The 22,223-nt window shown below is 38.0% G+C and carries 21 protein-coding genes; 9 read left to right on the top strand and 12 right to left on the bottom strand.

Going from position 1 to position 22,223, the window contains the following annotated elements:
* A complete protein-coding gene (locus ON073_RS02880; protein WP_274760357.1) occupies nucleotides 1-1,263 on the bottom strand; it encodes a MotA/TolQ/ExbB proton channel family protein in 1,263 nt (420 codons plus the stop codon).
* Nucleotides 1,263-2,057: a DUF3450 family protein gene (locus tag ON073_RS02875; protein ID WP_274760356.1), complete on the bottom strand. Its 795-nt coding sequence runs from the start codon at nucleotides 2,055-2,057 to the stop codon at nucleotides 1,263-1,265. Before ON073_RS02875 ends, ON073_RS02880 begins: the two co-directional genes overlap by 1 nt.
* Before the next feature lie 410 nt (nucleotides 2,058-2,467).
* On the opposite strand from ON073_RS02875, the gene ON073_RS02870 reads away from it, so the two are divergent.
* Together ON073_RS02870 and ON073_RS02865 are read left to right on the top strand one after the other, a co-directional pair.
* Entirely contained in the window at nucleotides 2,468-2,908 is a 441-nt protein-coding gene (locus ON073_RS02870; RefSeq protein WP_274760355.1) for a phosphate ABC transporter substrate-binding protein, read from the top strand.
* Between the two features lie 11 nt (nucleotides 2,909-2,919).
* Complete coding sequence (locus ON073_RS02865; protein WP_274760354.1) at nucleotides 2,920-4,056, top strand: porin; 1,137 nt, start codon at nucleotides 2,920-2,922, stop codon at nucleotides 4,054-4,056.
* Nucleotides 4,057-4,161: 105 nt separating this feature from the next.
* Here the strand turns inward: ON073_RS02865 and ON073_RS02860 are convergent, their stop codons facing one another.
* A complete protein-coding gene (locus tag ON073_RS02860) occupies nucleotides 4,162-5,313 on the bottom strand; it encodes a capsular polysaccharide export protein, LipB/KpsS family (protein WP_274760353.1) in 1,152 nt (383 codons plus the stop codon).
* A gap of 321 nt (nucleotides 5,314-5,634) precedes the next feature.
* Between ON073_RS02860 and ON073_RS02855 the strand changes: the two genes are divergently transcribed.
* Both ON073_RS02855 and ON073_RS02850 read left to right on the top strand, forming a co-directional pair.
* Nucleotides 5,635-6,036 carry an MAPEG family protein gene (locus ON073_RS02855; protein ID WP_274760352.1) on the top strand — a complete coding sequence of 134 codons (402 nt, stop codon included), beginning with the start codon at nucleotides 5,635-5,637 and terminating at the stop codon, nucleotides 6,034-6,036.
* 27 nt (nucleotides 6,037-6,063) lie between these two features.
* Nucleotides 6,064-6,642 carry a GNAT family N-acetyltransferase gene (locus tag ON073_RS02850; protein ID WP_274760351.1) on the top strand — a complete coding sequence of 193 codons (579 nt, stop codon included), beginning with the start codon at nucleotides 6,064-6,066 and terminating at the stop codon, nucleotides 6,640-6,642.
* Between the two features lie 70 nt (nucleotides 6,643-6,712).
* Here ON073_RS02850 and ON073_RS02845 read toward each other — a convergent pair whose 3' ends face one another.
* Both ON073_RS02845 and maoP read right to left on the bottom strand, forming a co-directional pair.
* Nucleotides 6,713-6,859, bottom strand: a complete 147-nt coding sequence (locus ON073_RS02845) for a hypothetical protein (protein ID WP_274760350.1) — start codon at nucleotides 6,857-6,859, stop codon at nucleotides 6,713-6,715.
* Nucleotides 6,846-7,184: a DUF413 domain-containing protein gene (maoP, locus tag ON073_RS02840; RefSeq protein ID WP_274760349.1), complete on the bottom strand. Its 339-nt coding sequence runs from the start codon at nucleotides 7,182-7,184 to the stop codon at nucleotides 6,846-6,848. The genes ON073_RS02845 and maoP overlap by 14 nt, the downstream gene beginning before the upstream one ends.
* Nucleotides 7,185-7,526: 342 nt before the next feature.
* On the opposite strand from maoP, the gene ON073_RS02835 reads away from it, so the two are divergent.
* Nucleotides 7,527-8,288: a hypothetical protein gene (locus ON073_RS02835; protein WP_274760348.1), complete on the top strand. Its 762-nt coding sequence runs from the start codon at nucleotides 7,527-7,529 to the stop codon at nucleotides 8,286-8,288.
* Between the two features lie 61 nt (nucleotides 8,289-8,349).
* Here the strand turns inward: ON073_RS02835 and ON073_RS02830 are convergent, their stop codons facing one another.
* Both ON073_RS02830 and ON073_RS02825 read right to left on the bottom strand, forming a co-directional pair.
* Entirely contained in the window at nucleotides 8,350-8,745 is a 396-nt protein-coding gene (locus tag ON073_RS02830) for a DUF3465 domain-containing protein (RefSeq protein WP_274760346.1), read from the bottom strand.
* A 223-nt stretch (nucleotides 8,746-8,968) separates the two neighbouring features.
* A complete protein-coding gene (locus ON073_RS02825) occupies nucleotides 8,969-10,285 on the bottom strand; it encodes a DNA recombination protein RmuC (RefSeq protein ID WP_274760345.1) in 1,317 nt (438 codons plus the stop codon).
* Between the two features lie 263 nt (nucleotides 10,286-10,548).
* Here ON073_RS02825 and ON073_RS02820 point away from each other — a divergent pair, with 263 nt between their 5' ends.
* Nucleotides 10,549-10,791, top strand: a complete 243-nt coding sequence (locus ON073_RS02820) for a hypothetical protein (RefSeq protein WP_274760344.1) — start codon at nucleotides 10,549-10,551, stop codon at nucleotides 10,789-10,791.
* A gap of 12 nt (nucleotides 10,792-10,803) precedes the next feature.
* Here ON073_RS02820 and ON073_RS02815 read toward each other — a convergent pair whose 3' ends face one another.
* The 4 genes from ON073_RS02815 to ON073_RS02800 all read right to left on the bottom strand — a co-directional run bounded on the left by ON073_RS02815 (nucleotide 10,804) and on the right by ON073_RS02800 (nucleotide 17,369).
* Entirely contained in the window at nucleotides 10,804-11,619 is an 816-nt protein-coding gene (locus tag ON073_RS02815; protein ID WP_274760343.1) for a helix-turn-helix transcriptional regulator, read from the bottom strand.
* A 229-nt stretch (nucleotides 11,620-11,848) separates the two neighbouring features.
* Nucleotides 11,849-14,980, bottom strand: coding sequence for a DEAD/DEAH box helicase (locus ON073_RS02810; RefSeq protein WP_274760342.1), 3,132 nt, complete (start codon nucleotides 14,978-14,980; stop codon nucleotides 11,849-11,851).
* 171 nt (nucleotides 14,981-15,151) lie between these two features.
* Complete coding sequence (locus ON073_RS02805) at nucleotides 15,152-16,120, bottom strand: ParB N-terminal domain-containing protein (RefSeq protein ID WP_274760341.1); 969 nt, start codon at nucleotides 16,118-16,120, stop codon at nucleotides 15,152-15,154.
* Nucleotides 16,121-16,133: 13 nt separating this feature from the next.
* Nucleotides 16,134-17,369 carry an AAA family ATPase gene (locus ON073_RS02800; RefSeq protein WP_274760340.1) on the bottom strand — a complete coding sequence of 412 codons (1,236 nt, stop codon included), beginning with the start codon at nucleotides 17,367-17,369 and terminating at the stop codon, nucleotides 16,134-16,136.
* 856 nt (nucleotides 17,370-18,225) lie between these two features.
* Here ON073_RS02800 and ON073_RS02795 point away from each other — a divergent pair.
* On the top strand, nucleotides 18,226-19,443 hold the full coding sequence (locus tag ON073_RS02795) for a replication protein A (protein WP_274760339.1): 1,218 nt from the start codon (nucleotides 18,226-18,228) through the stop codon (nucleotides 19,441-19,443).
* A 6-nt stretch (nucleotides 19,444-19,449) separates the two neighbouring features.
* Here the strand turns inward: ON073_RS02795 and ON073_RS02790 are convergent, their stop codons facing one another.
* Nucleotides 19,450-20,313, bottom strand: a complete 864-nt coding sequence (locus ON073_RS02790) for a DNA replication terminus site-binding protein (RefSeq protein WP_274760338.1) — start codon at nucleotides 20,311-20,313, stop codon at nucleotides 19,450-19,452.
* A 119-nt stretch (nucleotides 20,314-20,432) separates the two neighbouring features.
* On the opposite strand from ON073_RS02790, the gene ON073_RS02785 reads away from it, so the two are divergent.
* Both ON073_RS02785 and ON073_RS02780 read left to right on the top strand, forming a co-directional pair.
* Entirely contained in the window at nucleotides 20,433-21,416 is a 984-nt protein-coding gene (locus ON073_RS02785; protein ID WP_274760337.1) for a FecCD family ABC transporter permease, read from the top strand.
* Nucleotides 21,416-22,195 (top strand): ATP-binding cassette domain-containing protein, encoded by a 780-nt coding sequence (locus tag ON073_RS02780; protein WP_274760336.1) that lies wholly within the window; start codon nucleotides 21,416-21,418, stop codon nucleotides 22,193-22,195. The genes ON073_RS02785 and ON073_RS02780 overlap by 1 nt, the downstream gene beginning before the upstream one ends.
* Nucleotides 22,196-22,223: the final 28 nt, after the last annotated feature.

Here is a 22,223-nt window from a genome sequence, read left to right as displayed (position 1 = left end):
TTAAAACTCATATTTGCTGAGCTGAATCGCATTTGCTTCAAGTTTCGCATTATGGCTTTTTGCTTTTCGACTGAGTAATGCACTTAAAATCAGCGACGGAATCGCAACAATTAAACCTAACTCTGTGGTTACCAATGCCTCTGAGATACCGCCTGATACCGTTGCCGCATCACCTGTGCCAAAAGTGTTCATCATCATAAAGGTGTTGATCATGCCCGATACCGTTCCCAGTAGACCAAGTAATGGCGCAATCGCTGCCGAAGTGGCTACAACACCTAGGTAATTCTCGACTTGATAACGGTACTTCATTAAAAACGCCACTAGCTGGTCGTCACGTTGGCTTGAAACAGGGTAATTTTTTGCAATTTCAACCAGCTGGTGTTCCGCACCGCGCAGTTCGTCAGCGCTTGATAAACGTGCAGTAAGATCTGATTTAACGCTTGGTAGCTTTAACAGCTGTATTGCTTTAATTATTGCTACTACAAATGATAACGCGCCAAAAAATAAAATAGGTAAGGCCCAAACGCCGCCTTTTTTAATGTGTTCAATGATACCTTGTTGTTTATTTTGCAGCTTTGACGCATTGCCAAGAGTTGGGTCAAACATCACAGTGCCAAGTCCTGTTTGGTTAAGCTGCGCTAATTGGGCAACCTCACTCTCCCTGTAAACCCCCTTGACTAAACTTGGGATTGCTTGATTGATATGCTGTTCAACAAGGCCGCCTAGCGCTCGTTCTTGGTTGTAAGCAAGCGAAATTGGACCCATTTCAAGCACATTAAAATGTGCTATCTCACCAGATTCATCCACTACTTTTGATGGTTGCCAACGTGGTACAAGCGCATCGACGAGTTGGTTTTGTAAGGTATTAAAAACGTTTTCACTGATTACCACTTCACCATGAGCGTTTGTAAACTGGCCAAGTGGGGTGCCATTTTGTTCGAAATAACTTTGTAAAAGTAGCTTTTGATAATTGTCTTGCGCACGCCATTTTTCAACGCGCTGTGAAAGTTGTTCAACACTCAAAATTTGCTCATCAGCTACACGTTGTATAGCAGATGCTTTTTCACGAAGCGCTTTAACATCGTTAAGAGCTTGGTTTATTTGTTTTTGATACGAAAGCGATTGTTGGTTAATTTGCTTCTCAATAGACATTAACTGCTGCTTTGATTTAGCAATTCGCTCAAGCAGTTGTTGGTTAACATTTGTCTCACTAAAGGCCGTTGTGCTTATTAGCAACAGCAGTAAACTCACAAAACGAAACATTACAGACGCTCCTTATCAATACTTGCAATTGCCAATGGCGCCTTTATAAATGATGCATTAGTTGGTTTCTCAAGCATTGCTTTGATAGCTAGCAAATCAGTTGATAACCCTTCGCTGTTTGAACCTATAAGCTGTTTTGCAGCTGCACCGTGATGCCATTGCCAGCCAGACTGCTCAACGCGACCTATACCATAAAACTCACCATCATCACTGATATACCAAGCTTGTGAAAGGCCTAAGTAAATTTGATTAACTAAACGCTCAGAATCGCCCTCACTTGACGGTAAACGCATGTTAGTGTTGTGAATTGCAATTCGTTGATTAAATTCATCAGCCGCTTTATACATGCTCAGTAAGCGTTCTAATTTTTCGCTATTTGGCAGCTCTGTTTGTTCAATTTGGGTTGTTTTAGTTTGCCAATCGTTTTGTAACGGTGGCGGAAGTAGGGGAGTAATACGTTTAACGAAAAGGTGCGCATTTTTTAATGCAGCATCGACTGTTTGTTGATTTTTTTCAAAAGCAAGTTGTTGCTCAGTTAAGGCTAAGCGTTTTGTATCTACTTCACTGCGTGCTGCATTTGCTGTTTTGAGTAATGCATTAAGCGCTTGTTTTTCTCGCTTTAAAAGTGAAAATTGATTTTTTAGTGCTTGCTCATTGGCCTGCCAGCTGAGTTGAAGTTTGCCCTTTTGACTTTCTAAATCTAACCATTGTTGCATCAATTCAGCATCTGAAGATTGCGCATATGCAAATAAAGGTGACAGCGCTGTCAAAGTTAACGCAAAAAGATGTTTCATTGCTTATCCTTGTTGTAATTATTTCCTGCCCTTTTGAAAAAGAATTACAAATGAACAACAAAGAAGCAACAATTTTGTGACAAGCGGCATTGAACATTAAATAAACTCATCTAACGGTTGAATTTAAAAAGAAAATCCTAATACCTATAACATGGAAAGCCAAAAAGCCCAGTTAAAGAAAGAGTAAATACGTAAACCCTATTTACAGGCCAAAGACATCACACGTCGATTTTTTTATTAATCTGGTGTAAAGCTACCTAAGCCATAAATACTAAAAAAGCTCTTTGTAGCGGGCATATTTCACTCAAGATTATCCTGTATTTCTTGATAATAAGCACAAGCAGGACTACTTTTTCAATATCGTTATGCACTATGTATAACGCCTAGCGCAGCAATAATAAGGGTTAACTATGTTATTACCTTCTCCAAAGAAAACGTGGAAAGTTGTTTGTGTAGTATCCACAATGGCATTAATGAATATGTCTCATGCGATCGCTGATGTTGCGGTTGTTGTTCATCCAACCAATGATTCATCCTTTGATCAAGGTACAATCAAAAAAATCTTTTTAGGAAAAACAAAAAGTTATACTAATGGTCGTTCCGCGATTTTAATTAGTGCTAACTACAGTGATCCCGCTACAGAAGAATTTAATTCAAAAGTACTGGGTAAATCGAGTAGCCAAGTAAAGGCTTATTGGTCAAAGATTTTATTTACAGGTAAGGGAACGCCCCCTCAGGAAATGGACTCAAACGCCGCCGTTATATCAAGCATCGCCTCTAATCCAGATGCAATCGGCTATTTAGATGCAAGTGCTGTAACTGGCGATGTAAAAGTCGTAGCAACATTTTGAGGAGAGATAAAATGAAAAAGCTTTCACTAGTCGCATCAGCTTTGCTTATTATTTTCTCTCAATCAGCTAAAGCAGAGCTAAAAATAAGTGGTTATGGTTCAATTATCGCAGGTAAAACCCTTGGTACAGTTGATGATCCACTCAATCCAGGGCAAAAACGGGATGAAATTCTCACAGCTGATTTTTATGATGTTGGTCAGTACACAAATGATCTCACATTTAAAGCAGAGTCAATCCTTGCTGTGCAGGGCACCTATAAATTTAATAGTCAGCTTTCTGTTACCGCGCAATTGGTTGCTAAAGGTGTAGATGACTTTAACCCAGAGTTTGATTGGTATTACGTTACTTACCAAGCCAATGAAGATTGGACTTTTATGGCAGGGCGTCGAAATATCCCAATGTACTACTTCTCAGAATATGCTGAGGTGGGGTATGCCTATCCTTGGATGCGCCCACCTTCAAACCTTTACTGGTGGCAAGTAACCCAATTTGATGGTGCTCATGCCATGTATAGCTTTGAACTAGGCGAGTATTCAAACACGATAACCGCTTTTTATGGTAACGAATATTCAGACGATAATGTCGAAATGCTGTATTACGATAAGCTCTATGGTGGTAATGCTCGGACAGTAAATGAGTACTGGACCGATATCGCAGGCTTTAATTGGAATATGTCAGGTGATTTCTTTGATCTGCGTTTTGTATACTTTCAAAATGATAGAGACAGAGAAACCATTCAACAAGATGGCAGCATTAGCCCTTATACACCTTTCTCACAGCAGTTTATAGGCTTTGGTGGTCAAGTTAATGTGAGTGACTTTACCATTCTTTTTGATATGAACTATGTGGAATATGATGATGCTGTAGGAACAGAGTTCCCAACTTACTTAATCTCTGTCGTTTATAACATTGATGAATTTCAGCCTTATATTTCATATTCCAAGGCGGATCATGAGCGTTCCAAAGTCCCAACTCAAGACTTAGAAGAACACTATATGTTGAGCTATGGTTTAAGGTATGACTTCTATTCTAACGTTGCGTTTAAAATCCAGTACGACACCTTTGTCGATCAAGGACATGAACCAACTGGTTGGGCCTATCATGGTGATTCAAGAACAATTAGCATGGGTATCGATTTTGTTTTCTAATTGAAATATAAAAGGGCATGAAATTGCCCTTTTATTCTATTAAAGCTCAAATAATCTATTTTTTGCCTATTATTTAGGTGTGTTTTAAGAACAACTTATCACCATCTAGCGGTTGATTTGTGTTGAAAATTCATCACACCCTAACAACCTATTCTCAATAGCCTGTATATGATGTTTATCCGCTCGTCGCCATGCTTGTGGAATAGCGTAAACCCCGTTTACATAATCTAAAAAGCGTTCAATAAGATGCGTATTTGGCTGCCACTCCATCACAGCACTAAGCTGCTCAACAAGTTGGTCTGCTGAACTTGCTGCTAACACCATGCCAGGTAGAGCGTAGCAGGCTTTTCCTAGGGTGATAACCTTTCCACCAAGTTGTAAAGTTTCAAGCCCAACTGTGGAGTTTATGGTAATGGTAGCTTTGGCATTTTGAATTAGCTCGGTTGCTTTTACATTATTAGCAAATACAGCTTTAACATGTGCGTTATGTAAATGGGTGAATTTTTTTGGCCAATTAGGATGCTCTTTAAACACCACGTTCAAATTGCTGTAAGGCAGTGCATCAACAGCTTTCATCACTTCATCAAATAATTGCTCCATGGTTTTAATCCACGGAGAATGCACCACCACTTGGGTATCGTTTGGTACTTGAAATGGCACAAAAATATATTCTTCTGGCAAGCTTTCGGTAGGATTGTCTGCCAAGCGCTTTTTATGGTTTTTTGCTTGTTCTATTGTGGCTAAAGCCACGCCAGTTAATTCTCGCTCTAAATAAAAGCTTGGCGATTTAGGCAAGCTTGATAAGTAATTAACGCCTTTCGGATCTAAGCAGGTAGTGTTAGGTACTAAACCATTTTCAAAAAACATCACTGGAATATTTAAAGATTCAGCAGCACATACCACAGTTTGGTTTGGTAGTTTTTTGCCATTCCAAACAACAACTTTATCTGGCTGCTCTGCTTGGAATAAATCGATAAATTTCAAAAAGCGTAACGTTTCGATTGCTTTTAAGTAGCCGCAGAACAAACGGCAAACCAAGTTTGATGAAAATAACTTTGGATGACGCGCTTTTTTACGTAACAAATGATGCTCGAGCATTTCTTTGCTATCAAAATCTGGCAAACGATTAAGGTGTTGCAGCGCCCCTAAGCGAGGCCAACCTGTTACATGAAGCTGCGCGTCTAGATTAAGCTTAGCAACTAATTTTCGATAATATTTCGCATGGCTGCTATTTCGAGATACAAATAAAATTCGCATAAATACTAAAAACTAACTTTTTGCAAAGTGTATGAAACTAGTATGACGAAATGATTAAGCTATCAAATTATTGAAATACACAGACAAGCTATTCCGCTATTCCGCTATTCCGCTAAACAAATATTCATTAACCATAATTATGCAAACGTAAAATTTTTAGGCTGAGGTTCAAACCAAGTATTCAGGCGATTAAAGTGGGTTGATTTTCACTTAAAACAAAAAAATGTGTATTTAGCTAAGTGCTGTGTGTTACAACAGGTTAAGTAAGATAAATGATCTTTTAGATCAGCATTAAATTATTAAAAAGATAAAAGGCTCAGTATGATCTATGCAATGTTTGCCATGGTAGTGTTAACCTTTATGGTTGGTATTGTCGCAGTAGTTACCCGTGTAAAAAGCGTTAAAAACGGTAGTGTAAAAATAAAATACTACCGCACGATGGACGGGCAAGAAGTACCTGAACAATTAACTAAATCAACGCGTTGCTTTAACAATATGTTTGAAGTGCCTGTTTTATTTTATGTTGTTTCTACGCTCTTTGTGATACTCAAAACAAATAATGAGTTAGCGTTACTACTTGCTTGGGTATTTGTTGGATTTAGAATTGCCCAAGCTATTGTTCACCTCACATATAACAATGTACTACACCGTATGTTGATGTTTTGGGGAGCTGTGATTTCAGTGCTGTCTATGTGGGTTATTTTACTCATTCAAATAGCGTAATCAGAGCGAAAGTAACAAGGATTAGTCATGGAAGCTAAACTGCCATTTCCAAATTTAGACACTTCACGATTGACACTAAACATGTTGACAAACGATGATAACGATACGTTATTTTTGATTTTTTCAGATCAAGAAGTGGTGAAGTTTTATAACATTGAAGCTTTTAAATCAAAACAGCAATCTCTTGATTTAATAAACTTTTTTAATCAACGATTTGATAAGCTAGAGGGTATTCGTTGGGCTATTCGACTTAAAGAAACTGACGAGCTAATTGGCACATGTGGTTTTAATTCGTTTAATTCAAAAATGCGAAATACTGTCATTGGTTATGAATTTGCTTCTGCTCATTGGGATAAGGGCTATGCCACTGAAGCTTTAAACGCAATTATTGCATTTGCTTATTCAGCGCACTCACCATTTGGTGAATTATATCGAATTCAAGCAGATACCATGCTGGGTAATGTCGCATCAGAAACAGTACTTAAAAAGCTTGGCTTTAGAGAAGAGGGGATCCGCCGAGCAAGCGGTTTTTGGAAAAACGATTATCATGATCTAAAGTGTTTTGGTTTACTGAAACCAGAGTTTAAACACCCAATAATCAGTTGAACATTATCGACATTCTTGGGCAGCACAAAGTAATTTTTTGCTGCCCAAAAAGAACCAATTAACACGTTAGTTAATCACGTTCATCCCAATCATAATCATCAAATTTCTTACGCTTATTTTTACCTTCAAACTTACTTTTAGGCTTTTCGCGCTTTGCTTTTTTACTGGTTTTGCTTTTTTCTAAATAACTATCTTCTTGCAAACTACGCTTCATCATAACCCTCTAATGAATACTTTTGCTCTGATCGCGAACTATTTGCACTAGCGCGATGCGTTACACTATAAACGGCTTTTAAATACTTACGCCACAGTTTTACTTCGTAACTATTAGATGCAATATTTGACTGCATACACGCTACAAATTCCGACTCAGCAAGGGTTTCAGGGAATAAACTGCCACCGTTTAATCCATTTAACGTGTCACCGTACTCAACTAAAAAATTAGCCTCGGAAATAGTAAAAAACCCAGATCGCTCTATGCCACCTGCAAAATGCTCATCGTCATAAAACTTTCGACGTCCAGCGCGGATCGTGTTTGTCATAACAATTTTCTCTTAAAAAGGGGCTGTTAATCGGCGATAAAATTAGCCAAAAAATATGAAAGATAAATGACAGTTTTAAAAAACATTCAATACAATGAATGGGCAATAGCTGAACAAAGTTAGTCAATTTAACAAAAGCAGGTTAGTAAAAATTACTAACTATTCGTTTAATAATTTTTTAATTTTAATCACATAAAAATAAAATCATACTTTTCAGACACTTAAAAATTGGCCTACTGATTGCAATTCCACAATCATAAAATCAAATATGACGATGAAAAATAAATACATTTCATTTAGTCCAATTAAGAATCATGCGCTTTACGCAAAAAAGGGAATAACATGTATAAAACACTTTCAGCAATCGCTATGGCAACATTACTTTCTGGTTGCGTAGTACATATTGGCGGTAGCACAAATGCAGCAGATACCCATATTGAGCAAGAACTAGTGTTAGACGCAAGCCAATTATCAAAACTAGTAGCTGAAACAGGCGCTGGTTCGCTTAAAATTATAGGCTCAGATAGCAGTGATAAAATCACAGTAAATGCTGATATTTATACCAGCGAAGCTTTAAATTATGAGCTGTCATTAAGCCAACATGGCGATACTGCAAAATTAATTGCTGAGCACGATCTTCAAGACGGTTTTCATATTCACATCAACCAAGGCCACAGTATTGATCTTGTCATTACCATGCCAAGCAAATTGGCATTAGAACTAGATGACAGTTCAGGCGACATTACTATCAAAGGACTGAATAACACTATTAAGGTAGATGATAGTTCGGGAGACTTAACGATTGATGGCGGTAAATCAGTTTACATTGATGACAGCTCAGGCTCATTATACGTTACTAATATTCAAGGTGATGTTGAAATTGAAGATGGATCGGGCGACTCCACCGTTGAAAACACTAAAGGCGCAGTCACTATTGAAGATGGTTCTGGTGATGTGGTTGTAAGAAATGTCGCTGGCACAGTAAAGGTAGACGACGGTTCCGGTGATATTAGAGTAAATGGTGCAGGTGGGCTGATTGTTGAAGATGATGGCTCTGGCGATTTAGATATCGATAATGTAAAAGGTGAAGTTAAAATCGATTAAACTTCATTTTGCTTAATGTAGTTGCTTAAATAAGCAACTACATTAAAGAATAAAAGCTTTACTATTGATAAACTTTTCCCTTGTGTTTCAGCCAACCATGGGCATGTTTATTTCGTGGGTCTTTGTGAGTCCAGTGCATCACGCCACCTTTTTGAGTCCACTCGTATTCGCCATAAAACTCAACCCTGTCACCCACTTTCAAATTTGAAATTCTTGGAGCTAAATCAATATTATGTGCAACAAGTAAAGTTTGTTGATTAGCTAATTTCAAAATAAACTTTTGGTGCCTTGAGCCATCATTATCATCGGGTAATAAACGAAGCACAGTGCCTGAACCTTTTACTTGAATATCACTTTGCTGATTTTTAAATGCGTTACCGAGCCGACGATCATCTGCGTGTAGATTGTTAGCGGTTAAGAAAAAACCAACTAATAAGAGGGCGATAAAGTGTTTCATTTTTCAATCCTTTGAGTAACAACTAAAATAGGTGATTAAATTAATAATGTGCTTTTTGCTGATAATTGTTAATTAACCCTAAGCATTTTAATGCGCGTAAAAATTGCAGCTAAAATTTAATTTTCAATAACAAGCTTATTGACTGAAAATGACACATTATTGGTGAATTTTGCAAATCATTTAAAACTGTAAAGGGGATTTACATTCTCCCCTAAAACCTTTTTTAAACTTCTTCACTTTGCTCAAAGTTAAGTTCAAGCTCGGCTTTTTCAATTAATTCTTTTGGTAATTCTTTTTGTACTGCAACACCGAGCTCTTTGAACTCAGCAGCTTGCTTGATTAAGTTGCCTTTACCAGAGTAAAGCTGTGCAAATGCACGATCGTAACCTTCTTTTGCTTTATCAAGGGTTTTACCAACGCCCTGCATGCTGGTTAAAAAGCCATTTAACTTAGTATAAAAACGTTCTGCACGCTGTGCGAGTTCGGCGCTGTGCTTACTTTGTTCTTCAAAACGCCACAATTGACGCACAATATTCATACTAGTTAATAACGTCGTAGGCGTTGCTACCAAAATGTTCTTCTCAATGGCGCGCTGATATAAATCAGGTTGGTATTTTAATGCTTCAACATAGGCCGATTCGATAGGCATAAACAAAATCACCACTTCCGGTGAGTTTAAGCCTGGAAATTTGTCATATCCTTTACTTGCAAGTTCCTCAATACGCGCATTAACCGCCATCACATGCTGTTTTAATGCCTGTTCTGCAATTAATTCATTATCAGCATTTACATATTGGGTATAAGCATTTAAAGACGTTTTAGCATCGATAACCAAATGGCGATTTTGCGGTAAAAATACCACCACATCAGGTCGGTAATTACCTTCAAGGGTTTTTACATGAAATTCCCGTTGGTAATCGTCACCCACACGTAATCCAGCGCTTTCTAACACATTCTCTAACATCAATTCGCCCCAATTTCCTTGGGTTTTCTTTTGCCCTTGAAGGGCTGTTGTCAGTTGCTCAGCTTGTGATGTAATCGCCTGTTTTAACTCTTCAGTGTGAATGGTTTCTACTTTTTGCTTAAAGCCTCTGAGCTCCTCTTGCATTGGCTTAAGCAAATTAGTCACACTTTCTTGATTTAACGACTTAAAGGCTTGCCCTTTTTCTTCAAATATTTGATTCGCAAGCAAGGAAAATTCTTTTTTCAGTTCTGTTTTCGCTTCTTGCAGGCTGGCAAGTTGCTGTTGATAGCTGAGCTCGCGCTCTGTAAGGCGTGTTTGCAGAGCACTGTATTTAATGCGCAATTGATTGGCGCGCTCTTGCTCTTGTTGCCAGTTAGTAAAATTTTGATCTGAACTAGCTGTCAAACCCACTAACTTTTCCTCTAACCCAGCTTTTTCTAGCAAATACTGAGCTTCTAGCAGGGCAATTTTATTTTTATGGCGACCAGCAATGATAAAAACTGTCACTAAAAACACAGCGAAGAGCGATAAAAATGCGGTAATGACTAGTTCAGGTTGGTTTAGCAAGGCTTGCATGGGCTTTTCCTATTTGTGGCAACATAATGAGTATACCTTTTTTGCGCTTTTACCCGCACATAAATCAATTATTTACGGCGCAACATGTAAAACTTTTTAACACCTATATGTCATTAGCGTAGGTAAAATTATGTTTTATTGGCTAGTAAAAAAGTGATCTGTAAACATCTTTTACAGGTCAAAAAACATGCTATTTCTTTTTCAAATAAAGTTGGCTTTAATAATCTTAAACCACGGGTTAGCAATAGTAAAAAGGCTTTATTATGAATACATTAGATAATTTTTTAAAAGCACAAAACGGCTATAAAAGACTGCTAAAAGTCGAGCAGCAACTGATTAAAAATGCAGTGAAAGAGTATCAAATTTTAGAGTTAGTAAAACAATGTTCCGAAGCAAGAACAGCACGCAATCAGCAGCTTTTAGCGTTATTACAAAATAACATGCTAGGTGCGCTCACCTTTGTTGGTATATTAATGATCCCATATTTAACATTAATGGCATTTTAAAAAGCCAACCTATTAATTAATGTAGGGTGTAAGCTGCTTACGGCACTCAGGCTCTATTACAATTTGTTGCTGCTCTGCTGCGGCTTGGTAAATATCAAGCCGTAAATGCTGAAGCAAATATTTTAATAACGCAGCGCGTGTTTTAAGCACTAATTTTTGATTTGTCATCTGGTAGTCGTGCGCAATAACCTTTTTTTGCAGGTCGTTTAAGCGATGATCAGGGCACACCACTAATTCAACTTCGGTTTGCCAAAGGGTATCTTGAGTGTGGTTATGTGACGCATCCCCTTCAAATGCATACTCACCTGAAAAGCGCGACAGCACAAAATCGCGATAATCTTGGTTTTTCTCACAAAACGCACGTACATGATAACGTGTACCATCATAAACTAAGCTATGAGGTTGAATTATACGGTCTTCAAACTCAGGGCTAGACAATGAAATATAACCAATATCTAAACGTAATTGATAACGAATAGCCTGTAAAATTGGCCTCACAAGTTGCGGGCTAATATTACGATGAACTTGCGGTAAAGTTTCAACCAGCGAGGTAACCGCTTGGCTTGATTGTAAATTAAAGAGTGCATGGTAAGTTGAAAAAGCAAAATCAATAAATTGTGGAGTGAAATCTGGCTTGGCAATATGTGCACGTTGTTGGCTAATAAACTCAAAACCTGTTGGATTAAGCTGCTTGTATTCTGAAATATACTTTTGTGCCGTAGGGCGACTTGTTTCAAAGTAATCCATTAATTGGCGGGCGTTAAGCTTACCTTCCCACAGTAACAGTGCTTCAATTACCTGATAGCGCTTTATGTCTTCCCAACGCATGAATATGCCTTACAAATGCAATTTTTATTATTTGCAGTTATTTTGACGTGCTAAAAAGAAAAAAGCCAGACACATTGTGTAATGTATCTGGCCAAAAAATTACTAACTTAGTAATCAACGGGAAATCTACTAATCCAGGGATGGATTTAGACAACAACAGCAATTCATCATGTTATCTGTATTAATAGACTAGCCGTTTTCAGTTAAGTTCAAATTTATTTTAAAAAATTTACGATCCTATTAATTGCAGGAGATCTTGTTCACTAAAATCAGAGAAACCATGGCTGTTACTATCAAAAAAGCGCTCTGCTAACGCGGCTTTTTCTTGCTGCATACGCTGAACTTTTTCTTCAATGCTGTTTTGACAAATCAACTTATACACAAATACTGGTTTATCCTGCCCAATGCGATAGGCTCTGTCTGTTGCTTGGCGCTCAACTGCAGGGTTCCACCAAGGATCGTAATGAATAACGGTATCAGCAGCTGTTAAATTAAGCCCTGTGCCGCCAGCTTTTAAGCTAATTAGAAATACACTGACTCCACCTTGTTGAAACTTATCAATGGCTTTTTGGCGATGACGGGTTTGCCCCGTTAATAAGCTGTAATCTATGCCTATCTCATTAAGTTTTTGCTCAATCAGTGACAACATGCTGGTAAATTGGCTAAAAATAATAACTTTTCGCCCTTCTTTTAACATCTCAGGCAAGGTATCGGCTAAATAGTTTAGCTTAGCGCTATTAATTGCTTCTTCAGGGTCAGTCGACTTATTAATCAGTCGCGGATCGCAACAAATTTGTCTGAGTTTTAAAAGCGACTCTAAAAACAGTAACTTACTAGCCTGTTGTTCACCCGCTTCAAAAATCGACTTCACCTTAGATTCAATTTGTTCACTAACTTTTTGATATAAGGTTTTTTGGCTATCGCACAGCTCAATTACTTTAACCATTTCTGATTTTGCCGGTAACTCTTTTGCCACTTCCGCTTTGGTGCGCCTTAGTACATAACCCGCAATAATATCGTTCAATTGCTCAGCACGATAAGCATTATTTTCTTTTTCAATTGGTTGCTGGAAATGGTTTTTAAAGTAAGCCGTACTGCCAAGTAACCCAGGCATAGCAAAATCAAACAGTGATTTGAGCTCTGAGAGGTTATTTTCCACCGGCGTGCCACTTAAGCATAAATGGAAATCACCTTTCAGCGCTTTGGCAAATCGCGATACCTTTGATTGATAATTTTTAATGGTTTGCGCTTCATCCAAAATAATATTGCCGAAGTGCATTTGCATATAATGTTCGTGATCGCGAAGTAGTAATGGGAAGCTTGTGATAACTACATCTGCTGTGGCGGCTTTAGCCAACAACTTTTTACGGTTTGCTCCCTGTACCGCAACCAATTTTAAATCAGGCGTAAATTTTTCAGCTTCTATCAGCCAGTTATTAACCAAACTGGTTGGGCAAATAATTAAGCTTGGGACAGAGTTGCGTTTAGCTTCTTTTTGACTTAACAAGAAGCTGAGCACCTGTATTGTCTTACCTAAGCCCATATCATCAGCCAGAATGCCGCCTAGGCCATGCTTTTCTAAAAACTGTAACCAAGCCAAGCCTTTTAGCTGATAATCGCGTAGCATAGCATTAAGGCCCTTAGGTAAACTAGCCGTTAAACTGTTTTCACTGTGTTTTAAGTAAAATAACTCGGCTAATTGCTTATCTTCAATGGAAAATAGCGTGCTTTCGCACATGCGTAGCAAGGTCAATGCAGAAAGTGGCAAAGTAAAGCGTTTTGGCCAACGCTTTTCACCATAGTATTGATCAATTACATGTTTTAAATTAAGCGCATCATCGCGACTAACTACAAGCCAACGATCTTGGTGATAATTGATGTAATAACCTTTGTTAGCCTTGTTATTAATTAACGCGGCTTTTTCACGTAATAAATTAAAATCTAATACCAGCTGATCAACTGAAAAATTTATATCCACTTGCAGTTTGTTATTAGCCACGCGTGATAAATGCGCCACTAATTTCGCATCTGTTGGCATCTCCAACTGCTTAGTTGGCTCACTCACTTTCCATAAATGACTTTTAAGCTCGTTGCATATTTCATTAATAAACCAGTGCCATTGCACTTGGTTTTCATTGGATGGTGGAAAACGGAAATAACGAATATTGGCTTCGCTTGAAATAAGTTCCAAACCATAGTTATTCAGCTGATTTATGCAGGTGTTTTCAAATGCGCTATTGTGCACTTTGGTTTTATAATTAAAGCTCAGTGCCAAAGTTGGTAGTTCATCCACTAACTCAAAGCGTAAACAGGGCTGTGGCGTGGTGGATTGGCTATCACTATCAACCAAATACGGCACAAATCCAAAGCCATATAAGCCATTGAGCTTATCTTGCGCTTGTGCATAACTGCTTTTTTCAACCGCAGGCATCGTCAGCAATAAACTCATTTCATCACTGGCAAGGCTGGTATCAATTTCACCCACTTGTTTTGTTTCAAGATCAACAAAATACGGCGGTGTGGTTGGCACTAATACCCAATTATGGTGATCATTAATGCTGAGTTTAAGTTCTGCACCAAGATCATTCTCTTGCCAGTCAATCGCCAATGGCTCTTTGTGGATCAAACTTAGCGGTGTGCGCTCATCACCCCAAAAACATCGTTTTGTTTCAACGAGTTTAGCTAGCGCTAATGCGCCCCATTCTCCAGTGAGAATAAGTTTGCCCAAGGTATTTTGTGAACGGATCCAACTAAATAAACGAAAGTCTTTTTCATCGAGATCTTTTGGCGTTACTTGTGAAGACAACTGCTTAGCAGTTAATGCACGGCCTAACCCATAGTTATTTTCGCTGCGAGGGGCAATTTTTGGCAATAACGCAATGTCATCACCATTTTTCTCTAAACTAAACAGTAAAACATTTTCAGCTTGGTTTTCAGACTTAGATTTCAATGCTTCTAAGCGGGTAAACCAATCGTGCAACAAGTAGTTTTTGCCAAATTCACCAGAGTGCTCGGTTTTAAGAGACAAGAATACCGCCGCAATATGCTCACATTTTTGTCCTAATCGACATGAGCACGAGGTAGTTACTTGTGGTTGCCCATTACGTTGTTTAATCGTGGCTTGCGGGTAAAAGGTTTCGCCTTGCTGATTGGCAACTTCACCATTAATCGATTTAAAGCCTTCACTCGCTTCTCGCCAAAGTACTAGCTCGTGACTTAAGTAGTCTTTTGCTTTTGTGAACACAGCTGGCTTAAAAAAACGTTTCAAGAACGACTCAGTTAAAGGGAAACTAGTCTGTTCTTCGTTTTTAATTTCATCAAACAATGCGAGTAAATCGTTTTTTGACAAGCGCTGTGACATATCGGGGCTATAAAAAATCAATAATTCTGCCAGTATATGGGTATTTACTCGGGCAGCAAAGCGAATTCTGGCGATTTATGACGAATTTATGATATTGATTAGGCTGTGGTTAAAAAATGATAATAGAAAGCGCATTTACTGGGCTGCAAATGCGCTTTTAAAGAGAAAGTGCTAATTAAAGTTAGCAAGTAACTTGGTTAATTGTTCCATACGCTTGTCGGTAAGTACGCGATTATCAATTTTGATAACAACATCACCACTTTTTTCATGCTTTTGCGCACTAATGTAACTGTTACCCATATCAATTACTTGACGAGTTGCACTTTGAGTTGGCTCTGAGTAAGTAAGTTCACGGGTAATCGCAAGTGCCGTTTTATCATCTGTATCAAGAGTAAGCTCTGTTAAACGCTGTTTAACGTCATCTACTTTTGCGGCAAATTGTTCCGCATCTTTCTCGCGTGCTTCAATGAGTTTTTTAGCAACTTCTCGGCCCACATGATTTGCCGTTGGGTAAAGAGATAAAACTTCTTGCGGTAATTTTTCATATGCTTTTAATGCATCAGCAATCGCAGTATGTGACACACCTTCAATTTCAGCAAGTTCACGGTATGAGCCTTTGCGACCTTGATCAATTAGATCTTGCTTGGTTTGCGCATACGCTTGACCAAGCTCCCATAAACTAGGTGCAATGTATTGATCCGATGAAACCGCTAAGATTTTTGCATCTTCATCAGTGAAATCAGGTGAGCTTAATACCAAATAGTCACTGCCTGCGATCATACATGCTTTACGACGACGAGAACCTGCAAGAACAACTTCTTGATCGCCCTGTTGCCAACAAAGTGCAGGGTGTTGGTTACGACCATCATTTTTAATGCTGGTGATAATATCTGACACTGATTTTTCATTTAACAGCGCTTGCACACGGCGGTTTTTACCGTACACATTAGTAGAGTGTGCAATTTCCTGATTTTTAATAAGTTTGCAGTAAAGCTTAATTTCACGATTAGGATCTGAAGGTGCTGGCATGGTGATCTGATCACCGGCCTTCGCATTTTCTAATAAAGCATCTAAACTGCTCGATTCCACTGCCGTTGCAAAGGGATCGATTCGAGTATCATTTTTACGTTTTTTTGCCATTGTTAAACCTAAATTAAGCTGTTTCTAACTGACATTGTGTTGAAGACCAATTTGAACGGATCAACATTTCCAGTTCATCGACCACATCTTTGATATTTTCTTGCGATTTAATAAGCGACTCGCGACTGGCTAAACTATCGGATGTTTTTTGATCGAAAATAGTATTAAAAGACGAAGAACTCGCAGTAATTGCAGAGCTGTGATTAATTGGGTAACTCATAACTTGTCGGCCAAAAGCGCTACGCACATCTTTTACGATATCGCGCTGCGAGTGGTTACCTTTCACATAGTTAGTAACCAAGAACTGCATAAAGTCCCAGCCATTATGACCAAGTGCCGCTACCGTGTGGTAAATTTCACCTAGGCGTTTTAAATATTTATTATTAGCATCAAAATCAACTGCTTCAGGGTGTACAGGAATAAGCATTGCAGTTGATGCCATTAACGCGTTGTAAAACATGAAATTTAATGATGGCGCAGTATCAATCAAAATAATATCAAACTGATCTTCTACTGGCTTAATTACTTTATCGAGCAGTTTATGGTAATGCTGTGATACTTCGTATCCTTTACCTTCTTTTAACTGTGTTGCAGTTTCGTGCTCAAAATAAAAGTCATCCATACCTGAAGGTAAAAAGCGAATATTTGGAATATGAGTTGTTACAAATGCACTTGAAACCACATCTTGCCAAGTTTCACCGTCTTCTAAATCAATACAATCACGCATTAAATCGCCCACAGTAATTGGATCTGGCTCTGCTGGTGGGAAGAAACTTGTTGATGATCCTTGTGGGTCAAGGTCAATAATACCAATGCGGTAACGTTTGATATTAGTTGTTGCAAGTGCAGCAGCAATATTTACTAAACTGGTTGTTTTACCGCAACCACCTTTTAGTGAATTAACTACAATTACCTGTAATTTATCATCTGGTGTACGGTTATCGGCTGGAATGCCCATAATATCTGCCATCTGATAAATATTACTTAATGTGTAAGCATAATGACCATTTGCACCTTTTTTAATATCTAGGTGATCAAAATCTCCTTGGTCATGACGGCGTTTAAGCGTACGGTTATTACACCCAAGCAAGTCTGCAGCTGCTTTTTGGGTATATGTTCTTAATTCTTTTTCATCTGACTTTATATGTGCGCGATAATGTTGAATACGTCCTTCTAAGGATTCTTCTGCTACCTTTGCTGTTGCTTTTAAAAGCTTATAGGTGCTTAACGCATTTTGAGTGATTGTCATAGCTAAACCTTAACACTTACGTGTATTATGCAAATGTCCATTAAATTTGCTGTTTTCACTATTCTATGACGACATCGATTTAATTAAAAGAAAAAAATAGCCTTTTATTACATTATTATTTTGCTAAGGTATAAAAGATAAGTTTAAAGCTGGTTAAATACTAAGGTATTTAAGGCTAGAGCTGTGAATTGTTTATATAACTAATTGTAAAATATAATTTTATTATTTTTTTCTGGATCTCATTTATACTTGGTAAAGATCCGTTTTATATCTACTACGAGATCACCCTTTTACTGAGTGTTTTTTATATTCACCGTTAATGTACAGTTTATGCACAGCACAATTCACAAAATAAGCCGTTTAGATCAGCTTTTTACTAAGGTAATGCATTGAAATTGAATACAATTTTAACAAATATCGAAGATCGTGTTAATTAAGATCGGATCCTAACTTGGTTGAGATCAGATCCGTACTAATTCGATCTTGAGTTATCCACATTCAGTCTATTGATCACCTATTTTTACTGGCTCAGAACCATTTTTTACTAACTGAAGGGCTGTTTTGGTAAAAAAAACGAGATTTATACTAATAAATCGGCCTTTGAGTTGGTAAAATATCGTTCTGAAAACGCTTTGTTAGTAAAAAATTGATCTCAGTACGTCAAAATCTGATTTGTCAGTACACTTTTTACACTATTCAATTGCAAAAATGTCGTTTTATTTATTTTAAGTTGGTAAAAATTTGATCTCCACAAAAAAATAAAGGCTAGATCATAATTTTACTAACTAATTTAATTAACTTTAGTAATGATCTGTGATGATATTAACAGATAATAATAATTTAGATGGGAACTTGAATGTCTAACAAAGTAAATATCTCGGTTGAGAATTTGCCAGATACCTTACGTGGTCAGATCCACGGCGTTGAAAGCGCTGTTGATAATGAGAATTTGGCATTATTTACCGATAATAAAGATGTTCGTGTTCCTGTTGAAAATGCTCGCCACGATTTACGCGCTTATTCTAACACTTTCAACCATTACGATCTTTGGGGTCGTTTTGTGCGCTCTGGGCATAAAAAACTGCCAGTTGAAGAAGCGCCGGGAAGAACCATTGTAACGCGCCGTATTTCAGAGCGAATTGATGGTATTCAATATGAAGGTGAGCTGAAAATTACGCCTGCTGTTGTTAGTACCAAGCAGCAAGGCGAAGAAAAAGAATTTTTAGTCTGGCCATCTGATCGCGAAGAGAAGGTTGAGCGTGCGCTGATCCGCTTGGCGTCAAAAGGTAAAATTGTAAAGATCAATTTTAAATCGGGTATTCAATACGCGGTTGTATTTTCAATGAATGAACTAGCGCAAGAACTTAAAAGCGTTGGTCAATCAATGCCTTACCCTCAAATTAAAGAAGCATTAGAAGCACTTCAAGGTTCTAAACTGAGCTTTAAATACTCAGCAAAAGACACCAAAAATACAGATGTTGATGATTCATTCTATGAGTCAAATATGAACTTTTTATCGTCTTTACATTTTAGCGGTAAGAAAGGGCAGGGCGGCAACATAAAGTGTGTTGCTTGTTTAAATGCTTTTGTACACAACATGATTGATAACCTTGAATATAAAGGGTATTACTTCAACCGTGCGCAAGAGTTAAAACGTGGTTTATCACGTTGGATGATGCTGCGTTTGTATCATTTATGGCGTTATGCAGCACCTGGCAAAACCCATCACTTCCGTTTACTTTCAATTATGGAAAAGTACGGTTCTATTACGGGTGATGAAGAAATTACTGAAAATAAGCTCAAAGCATTGCGCCGTGATATGACGACAACGATGAAAGATCTTATCAGTAAAGGCGTAATTTCAGATTACACCATCGATAATGTGAAAGAAGATAAGACAGGCAAGATCATCGATTACGTTTATGAAATGTTCCCAACGGATGATTTCTGTGAAGAAATGCTTAGCTTAAACAAACAAAAGAAACGCTTAGAGATCCAAAGTGGTAAACGTTTAGCCGACGATGCCATTGTGATTGATAACGAAGAAGATATTGTTCAAATTGTTGAAGATTAATCTCTTTTAAGGTGTTTCTAAGAAAAGTCGCTCAATTAAATAGCGGCTTTTTTTCTGCCTAGCGTCTGCTTTTTTCGCGTAATTTTTCAGTTGTCCGACTTTTTCAGTTTGTTCTGCGTTAAATAAAATAAAGGGCAGGGCTGCGCTTACATGGTAGCGATCACTTGCACTAAAACGCACATTTACTTGCGGTGATACACGAATTGGACGACGAATACGTAATTTGTGATCATCGCTTAGGTTGATAATTCGCTGTTTTTCCTTTTCAAGCAACACATTCCAAGCGGCTTTATCCTCAGTTATTAAGGGTTTTTGGCTTTGATTATTTTGTAGAAATGCCAATGCTTGCTTTACGTTTAAATGTTGAATGGAATGTTTATGCATCCAGGTAAAACGCAGCGAATATGCTGGTCGTTTTTCAAAAAAAAGTTGCCTGTAAAACGCTAGGGTAATTAAGTTTGGTATCGTACTGTGCACCAGTTCAAAGCGTGCATCTTTGGTTTTTTCTGACAGTACGATCTGTTTAAAAGCGTGTTTTTCCGCATTGATCGCTAAAATTAACGCTTCAATTTTTTGATCAACGCCTTTGATGCCAATTACCGCAGGGTGTCGCGTCAGTAATTTTCCACTAAAGCGTGGTTGCTTAAACCAATCATTATATGCATTTAAGCAAAAATTTAGCGCTTCCATTTCTTTAAATGGTTGCACTTCAATATTCGTTGGCGGGCTATGGTGCGCTTCTTCTTTTATTTTTGGCAGTAAATAATAGTGGCAAAACTCAAGATCAGCATTTTTCAACGCTTCTTGTAGTTCGGCAACTAATTGGTTACAGGTATCGAAATGGGCGCGCAATAGAAAGCGTTTATTCATTAAAAACACGTTAATTTGGTTTCTATGCTATTGATAGTATTGGTAGCAGGTGCCAAGAACAAGCTTTATGGCTGATTTTCTGATATAAACGTATTATTACAAATTAGTTTTCATGTTAAATGAATAAACAGGTCATTTTTATCTATGGTATGGGATTTCTGGTAGTTTTATTGAGTCTTTTTGTGGGACTTAATGGCGGTAAAAACATACTTCCTTGGCATTTAAATGAGATAGACAAAGTTATCTTATTTGATTTACGCATGCCGAAAATTATTACCGCGATCACCGTTGGCATGTGTTTAGCCATCGCGGGTCATCTTTTTCAATTGTTACTGGCAAACCCTCTTGCAGAGCCTAGTTTATTAGGTATTTCGGGAATAGCGTCGTTGTCTGTAATTCTCGGCGCGGCAGGGCTCATTTCAGCATCCTTTGATTTTAGTGTGTTTTACATGTTTTTATTTGCCTTGTGTGGTGCTGCACTGGCGATAAGTTTGATCTTCTTTATTGCAAAGAAATTAGGTAGCTTCGCTAGTTTAGCGATTATTTTAGCGGGTATTTGTATTACAACGATCACCTCGGCGATATCAAGTTGGTTTATTTTTTATTCAAATAATGACCAATTGCGGGTGTTTAGTGTTTGGATGTTAGGCAGCTTTGAACACGTTACCGTTAAAAGTGCTGTTGTGATGCTGCTAGTAACCGCAGCAATTACTTGGTTTTTAAAGCGTCGCAGTCGTTTACTTAATTTTGTTTATTTAGGCGATCGCACTGCCACGTTACACGGTGTTAATGTAAAACGCCTTCGCATTGAGTGTTTATCTGTAGCTGCATTATTAACGGCCATTGCGGTATCGCTGGGTGGCATTGTTGCTTTTGTTGGGTTGTTAGTACCACATGCATGCAGAATGATGTTTGGAAATGATAATAAGTACTTACTTACAAAGCTATGTTTTGTTGGCGCCGCAGTAATGGTGTTTATTGAATTTCTTTCTCGTTCATTAATGAGTACTAACTTACCGCTTGCCCTTGTGAGTGCAAGCCTTGGTGGACCGCTCTTTATTTGGGTGTTGTTTAAACATTTTGCCCATCGGGGGCAAATGTAATGACAGTGCAAGTATGTTTGAACATTGCAAATCTTAACGTAACGCCTTATTTGGGTTTTTCGGTAGGTATCGCTAATTTGCAATTAACCCCTGGATTTTATCATTTACTTGGTGCCAACGGCGCTGGTAAATCAACGTTACTCGACTGCATCGCGGGTCTTTATTGTGAAACTTACGATGCGCTTTCGATTGCAAATGATGTGTATTCATCACTTTCTTTACAACAATTAGCGCGTCGCCGCGCTTATTTAACGCAGCAGAACCAAGCCCATTTTGCGATAACTGGTTATGAAATGCTGGCGATATGTTTTGATAGTGATAAAAAGCACTTGAAGGAAGCGTTAAGTCATCATCCAGTGATTAGCGGGCTTGAAGTGGAAAACTTACTGGAAAAACCGCTGCAGTTTTTATCTGGTGGTGAAAGGCAGCGCTGTTATTTATGCGCTGCTTTATTAGGCTGTGATGAAATATTAAAACCAGAAGCGTCACTGTTATTATTGGATGAACCGTTTACTGGCTTAGATATAAAACATACTTTGTGGCTGGTGAATTATTTACAGCAAATAAGTGAGCGAATTTGTGTTTTAGCATCCCATCACGAAGTGAATTTTGCACTTAAATCGCAAAACCCCTGTTTATTAATGAAAAATGGTTCGCTAATCGGCGAATTTAAAGCAGGAAGAGATATTAAAATTGCGCATCTTGTTGATTGTTTTGAGCTCAATTCGGCGCAAATAAGTTATGAAAATAATGCTTATTACCAAATATCATGGAACTAGACAAATTATCACTTGAAATTTAATTCTA

It is taken from the genome of Pseudoalteromonas sp. G4 (assembly GCF_028875915.1).
In the GTDB taxonomy this organism is placed as follows: domain Bacteria; phylum Pseudomonadota; class Gammaproteobacteria; order Enterobacterales; family Alteromonadaceae; genus Pseudoalteromonas.
Note: the sequence above shows the minus strand (reverse complement) of the source record. Positions and strands in the feature narration are given on the sequence as shown.

Bases quoted from the DNA above. Each gene is read 5' to 3' on its own strand.
- ON073_RS02780 (WP_274760336.1), top strand. From the start codon at position 21,416: ATGACAGTGCAAGTATGTTTGAACATTGCAAATCTTAACGTAACGCCT.
- ON073_RS02825 (WP_274760345.1), bottom strand. From the start codon at position 10,285: ATGCAAGCCTTGCTAAACCAACCTGAACTAGTCATTACCGCATTTTTA.
- ON073_RS02805 (WP_274760341.1), bottom strand. From the start codon at position 16,120: ATGGCAAAAAAACGTAAAAATGATACTCGAATCGATCCCTTTGCAACG.
- ON073_RS02835 (WP_274760348.1), top strand. From the start codon at position 7,527: ATGTATAAAACACTTTCAGCAATCGCTATGGCAACATTACTTTCTGGT.
- ON073_RS02875 (WP_274760356.1), bottom strand. From the start codon at position 2,057: ATGAAACATCTTTTTGCGTTAACTTTGACAGCGCTGTCACCTTTATTT.
- ON073_RS02845 (WP_274760350.1), bottom strand. From the start codon at position 6,859: ATGATGAAGCGTAGTTTGCAAGAAGATAGTTATTTAGAAAAAAGCAAA.
- ON073_RS02815 (WP_274760343.1), bottom strand. From the start codon at position 11,619: ATGCGTTGGGAAGACATAAAGCGCTATCAGGTAATTGAAGCACTGTTA.
- ON073_RS02870 (WP_274760355.1), top strand. From the start codon at position 2,468: ATGTTATTACCTTCTCCAAAGAAAACGTGGAAAGTTGTTTGTGTAGTA.
- maoP (WP_274760349.1), bottom strand. From the start codon at position 7,184: ATGACAAACACGATCCGCGCTGGACGTCGAAAGTTTTATGACGATGAG.
- ON073_RS02820 (WP_274760344.1), top strand. From the start codon at position 10,549: ATGAATACATTAGATAATTTTTTAAAAGCACAAAACGGCTATAAAAGA.
- ON073_RS02790 (WP_274760338.1), bottom strand. From the start codon at position 20,313: ATGAATAAACGCTTTCTATTGCGCGCCCATTTCGATACCTGTAACCAA.
- ON073_RS02800 (WP_274760340.1), bottom strand. From the start codon at position 17,369: ATGACAATCACTCAAAATGCGTTAAGCACCTATAAGCTTTTAAAAGCA.
- ON073_RS02795 (WP_274760339.1), top strand. From the start codon at position 18,226: ATGTCTAACAAAGTAAATATCTCGGTTGAGAATTTGCCAGATACCTTA.
- ON073_RS02785 (WP_274760337.1), top strand. From the start codon at position 20,433: ATGAATAAACAGGTCATTTTTATCTATGGTATGGGATTTCTGGTAGTT.
- ON073_RS02850 (WP_274760351.1), top strand. From the start codon at position 6,064: ATGGAAGCTAAACTGCCATTTCCAAATTTAGACACTTCACGATTGACA.
- ON073_RS02880 (WP_274760357.1), bottom strand. From the start codon at position 1,263: ATGTTTCGTTTTGTGAGTTTACTGCTGTTGCTAATAAGCACAACGGCC.
- ON073_RS02810 (WP_274760342.1), bottom strand. From the start codon at position 14,980: ATGTCACAGCGCTTGTCAAAAAACGATTTACTCGCATTGTTTGATGAA.
- ON073_RS02830 (WP_274760346.1), bottom strand. From the start codon at position 8,745: ATGAAACACTTTATCGCCCTCTTATTAGTTGGTTTTTTCTTAACCGCT.
- ON073_RS02865 (WP_274760354.1), top strand. From the start codon at position 2,920: ATGAAAAAGCTTTCACTAGTCGCATCAGCTTTGCTTATTATTTTCTCT.
- ON073_RS02855 (WP_274760352.1), top strand. From the start codon at position 5,635: ATGATCTATGCAATGTTTGCCATGGTAGTGTTAACCTTTATGGTTGGT.
- ON073_RS02860 (WP_274760353.1), bottom strand. From the start codon at position 5,313: ATGCGAATTTTATTTGTATCTCGAAATAGCAGCCATGCGAAATATTAT.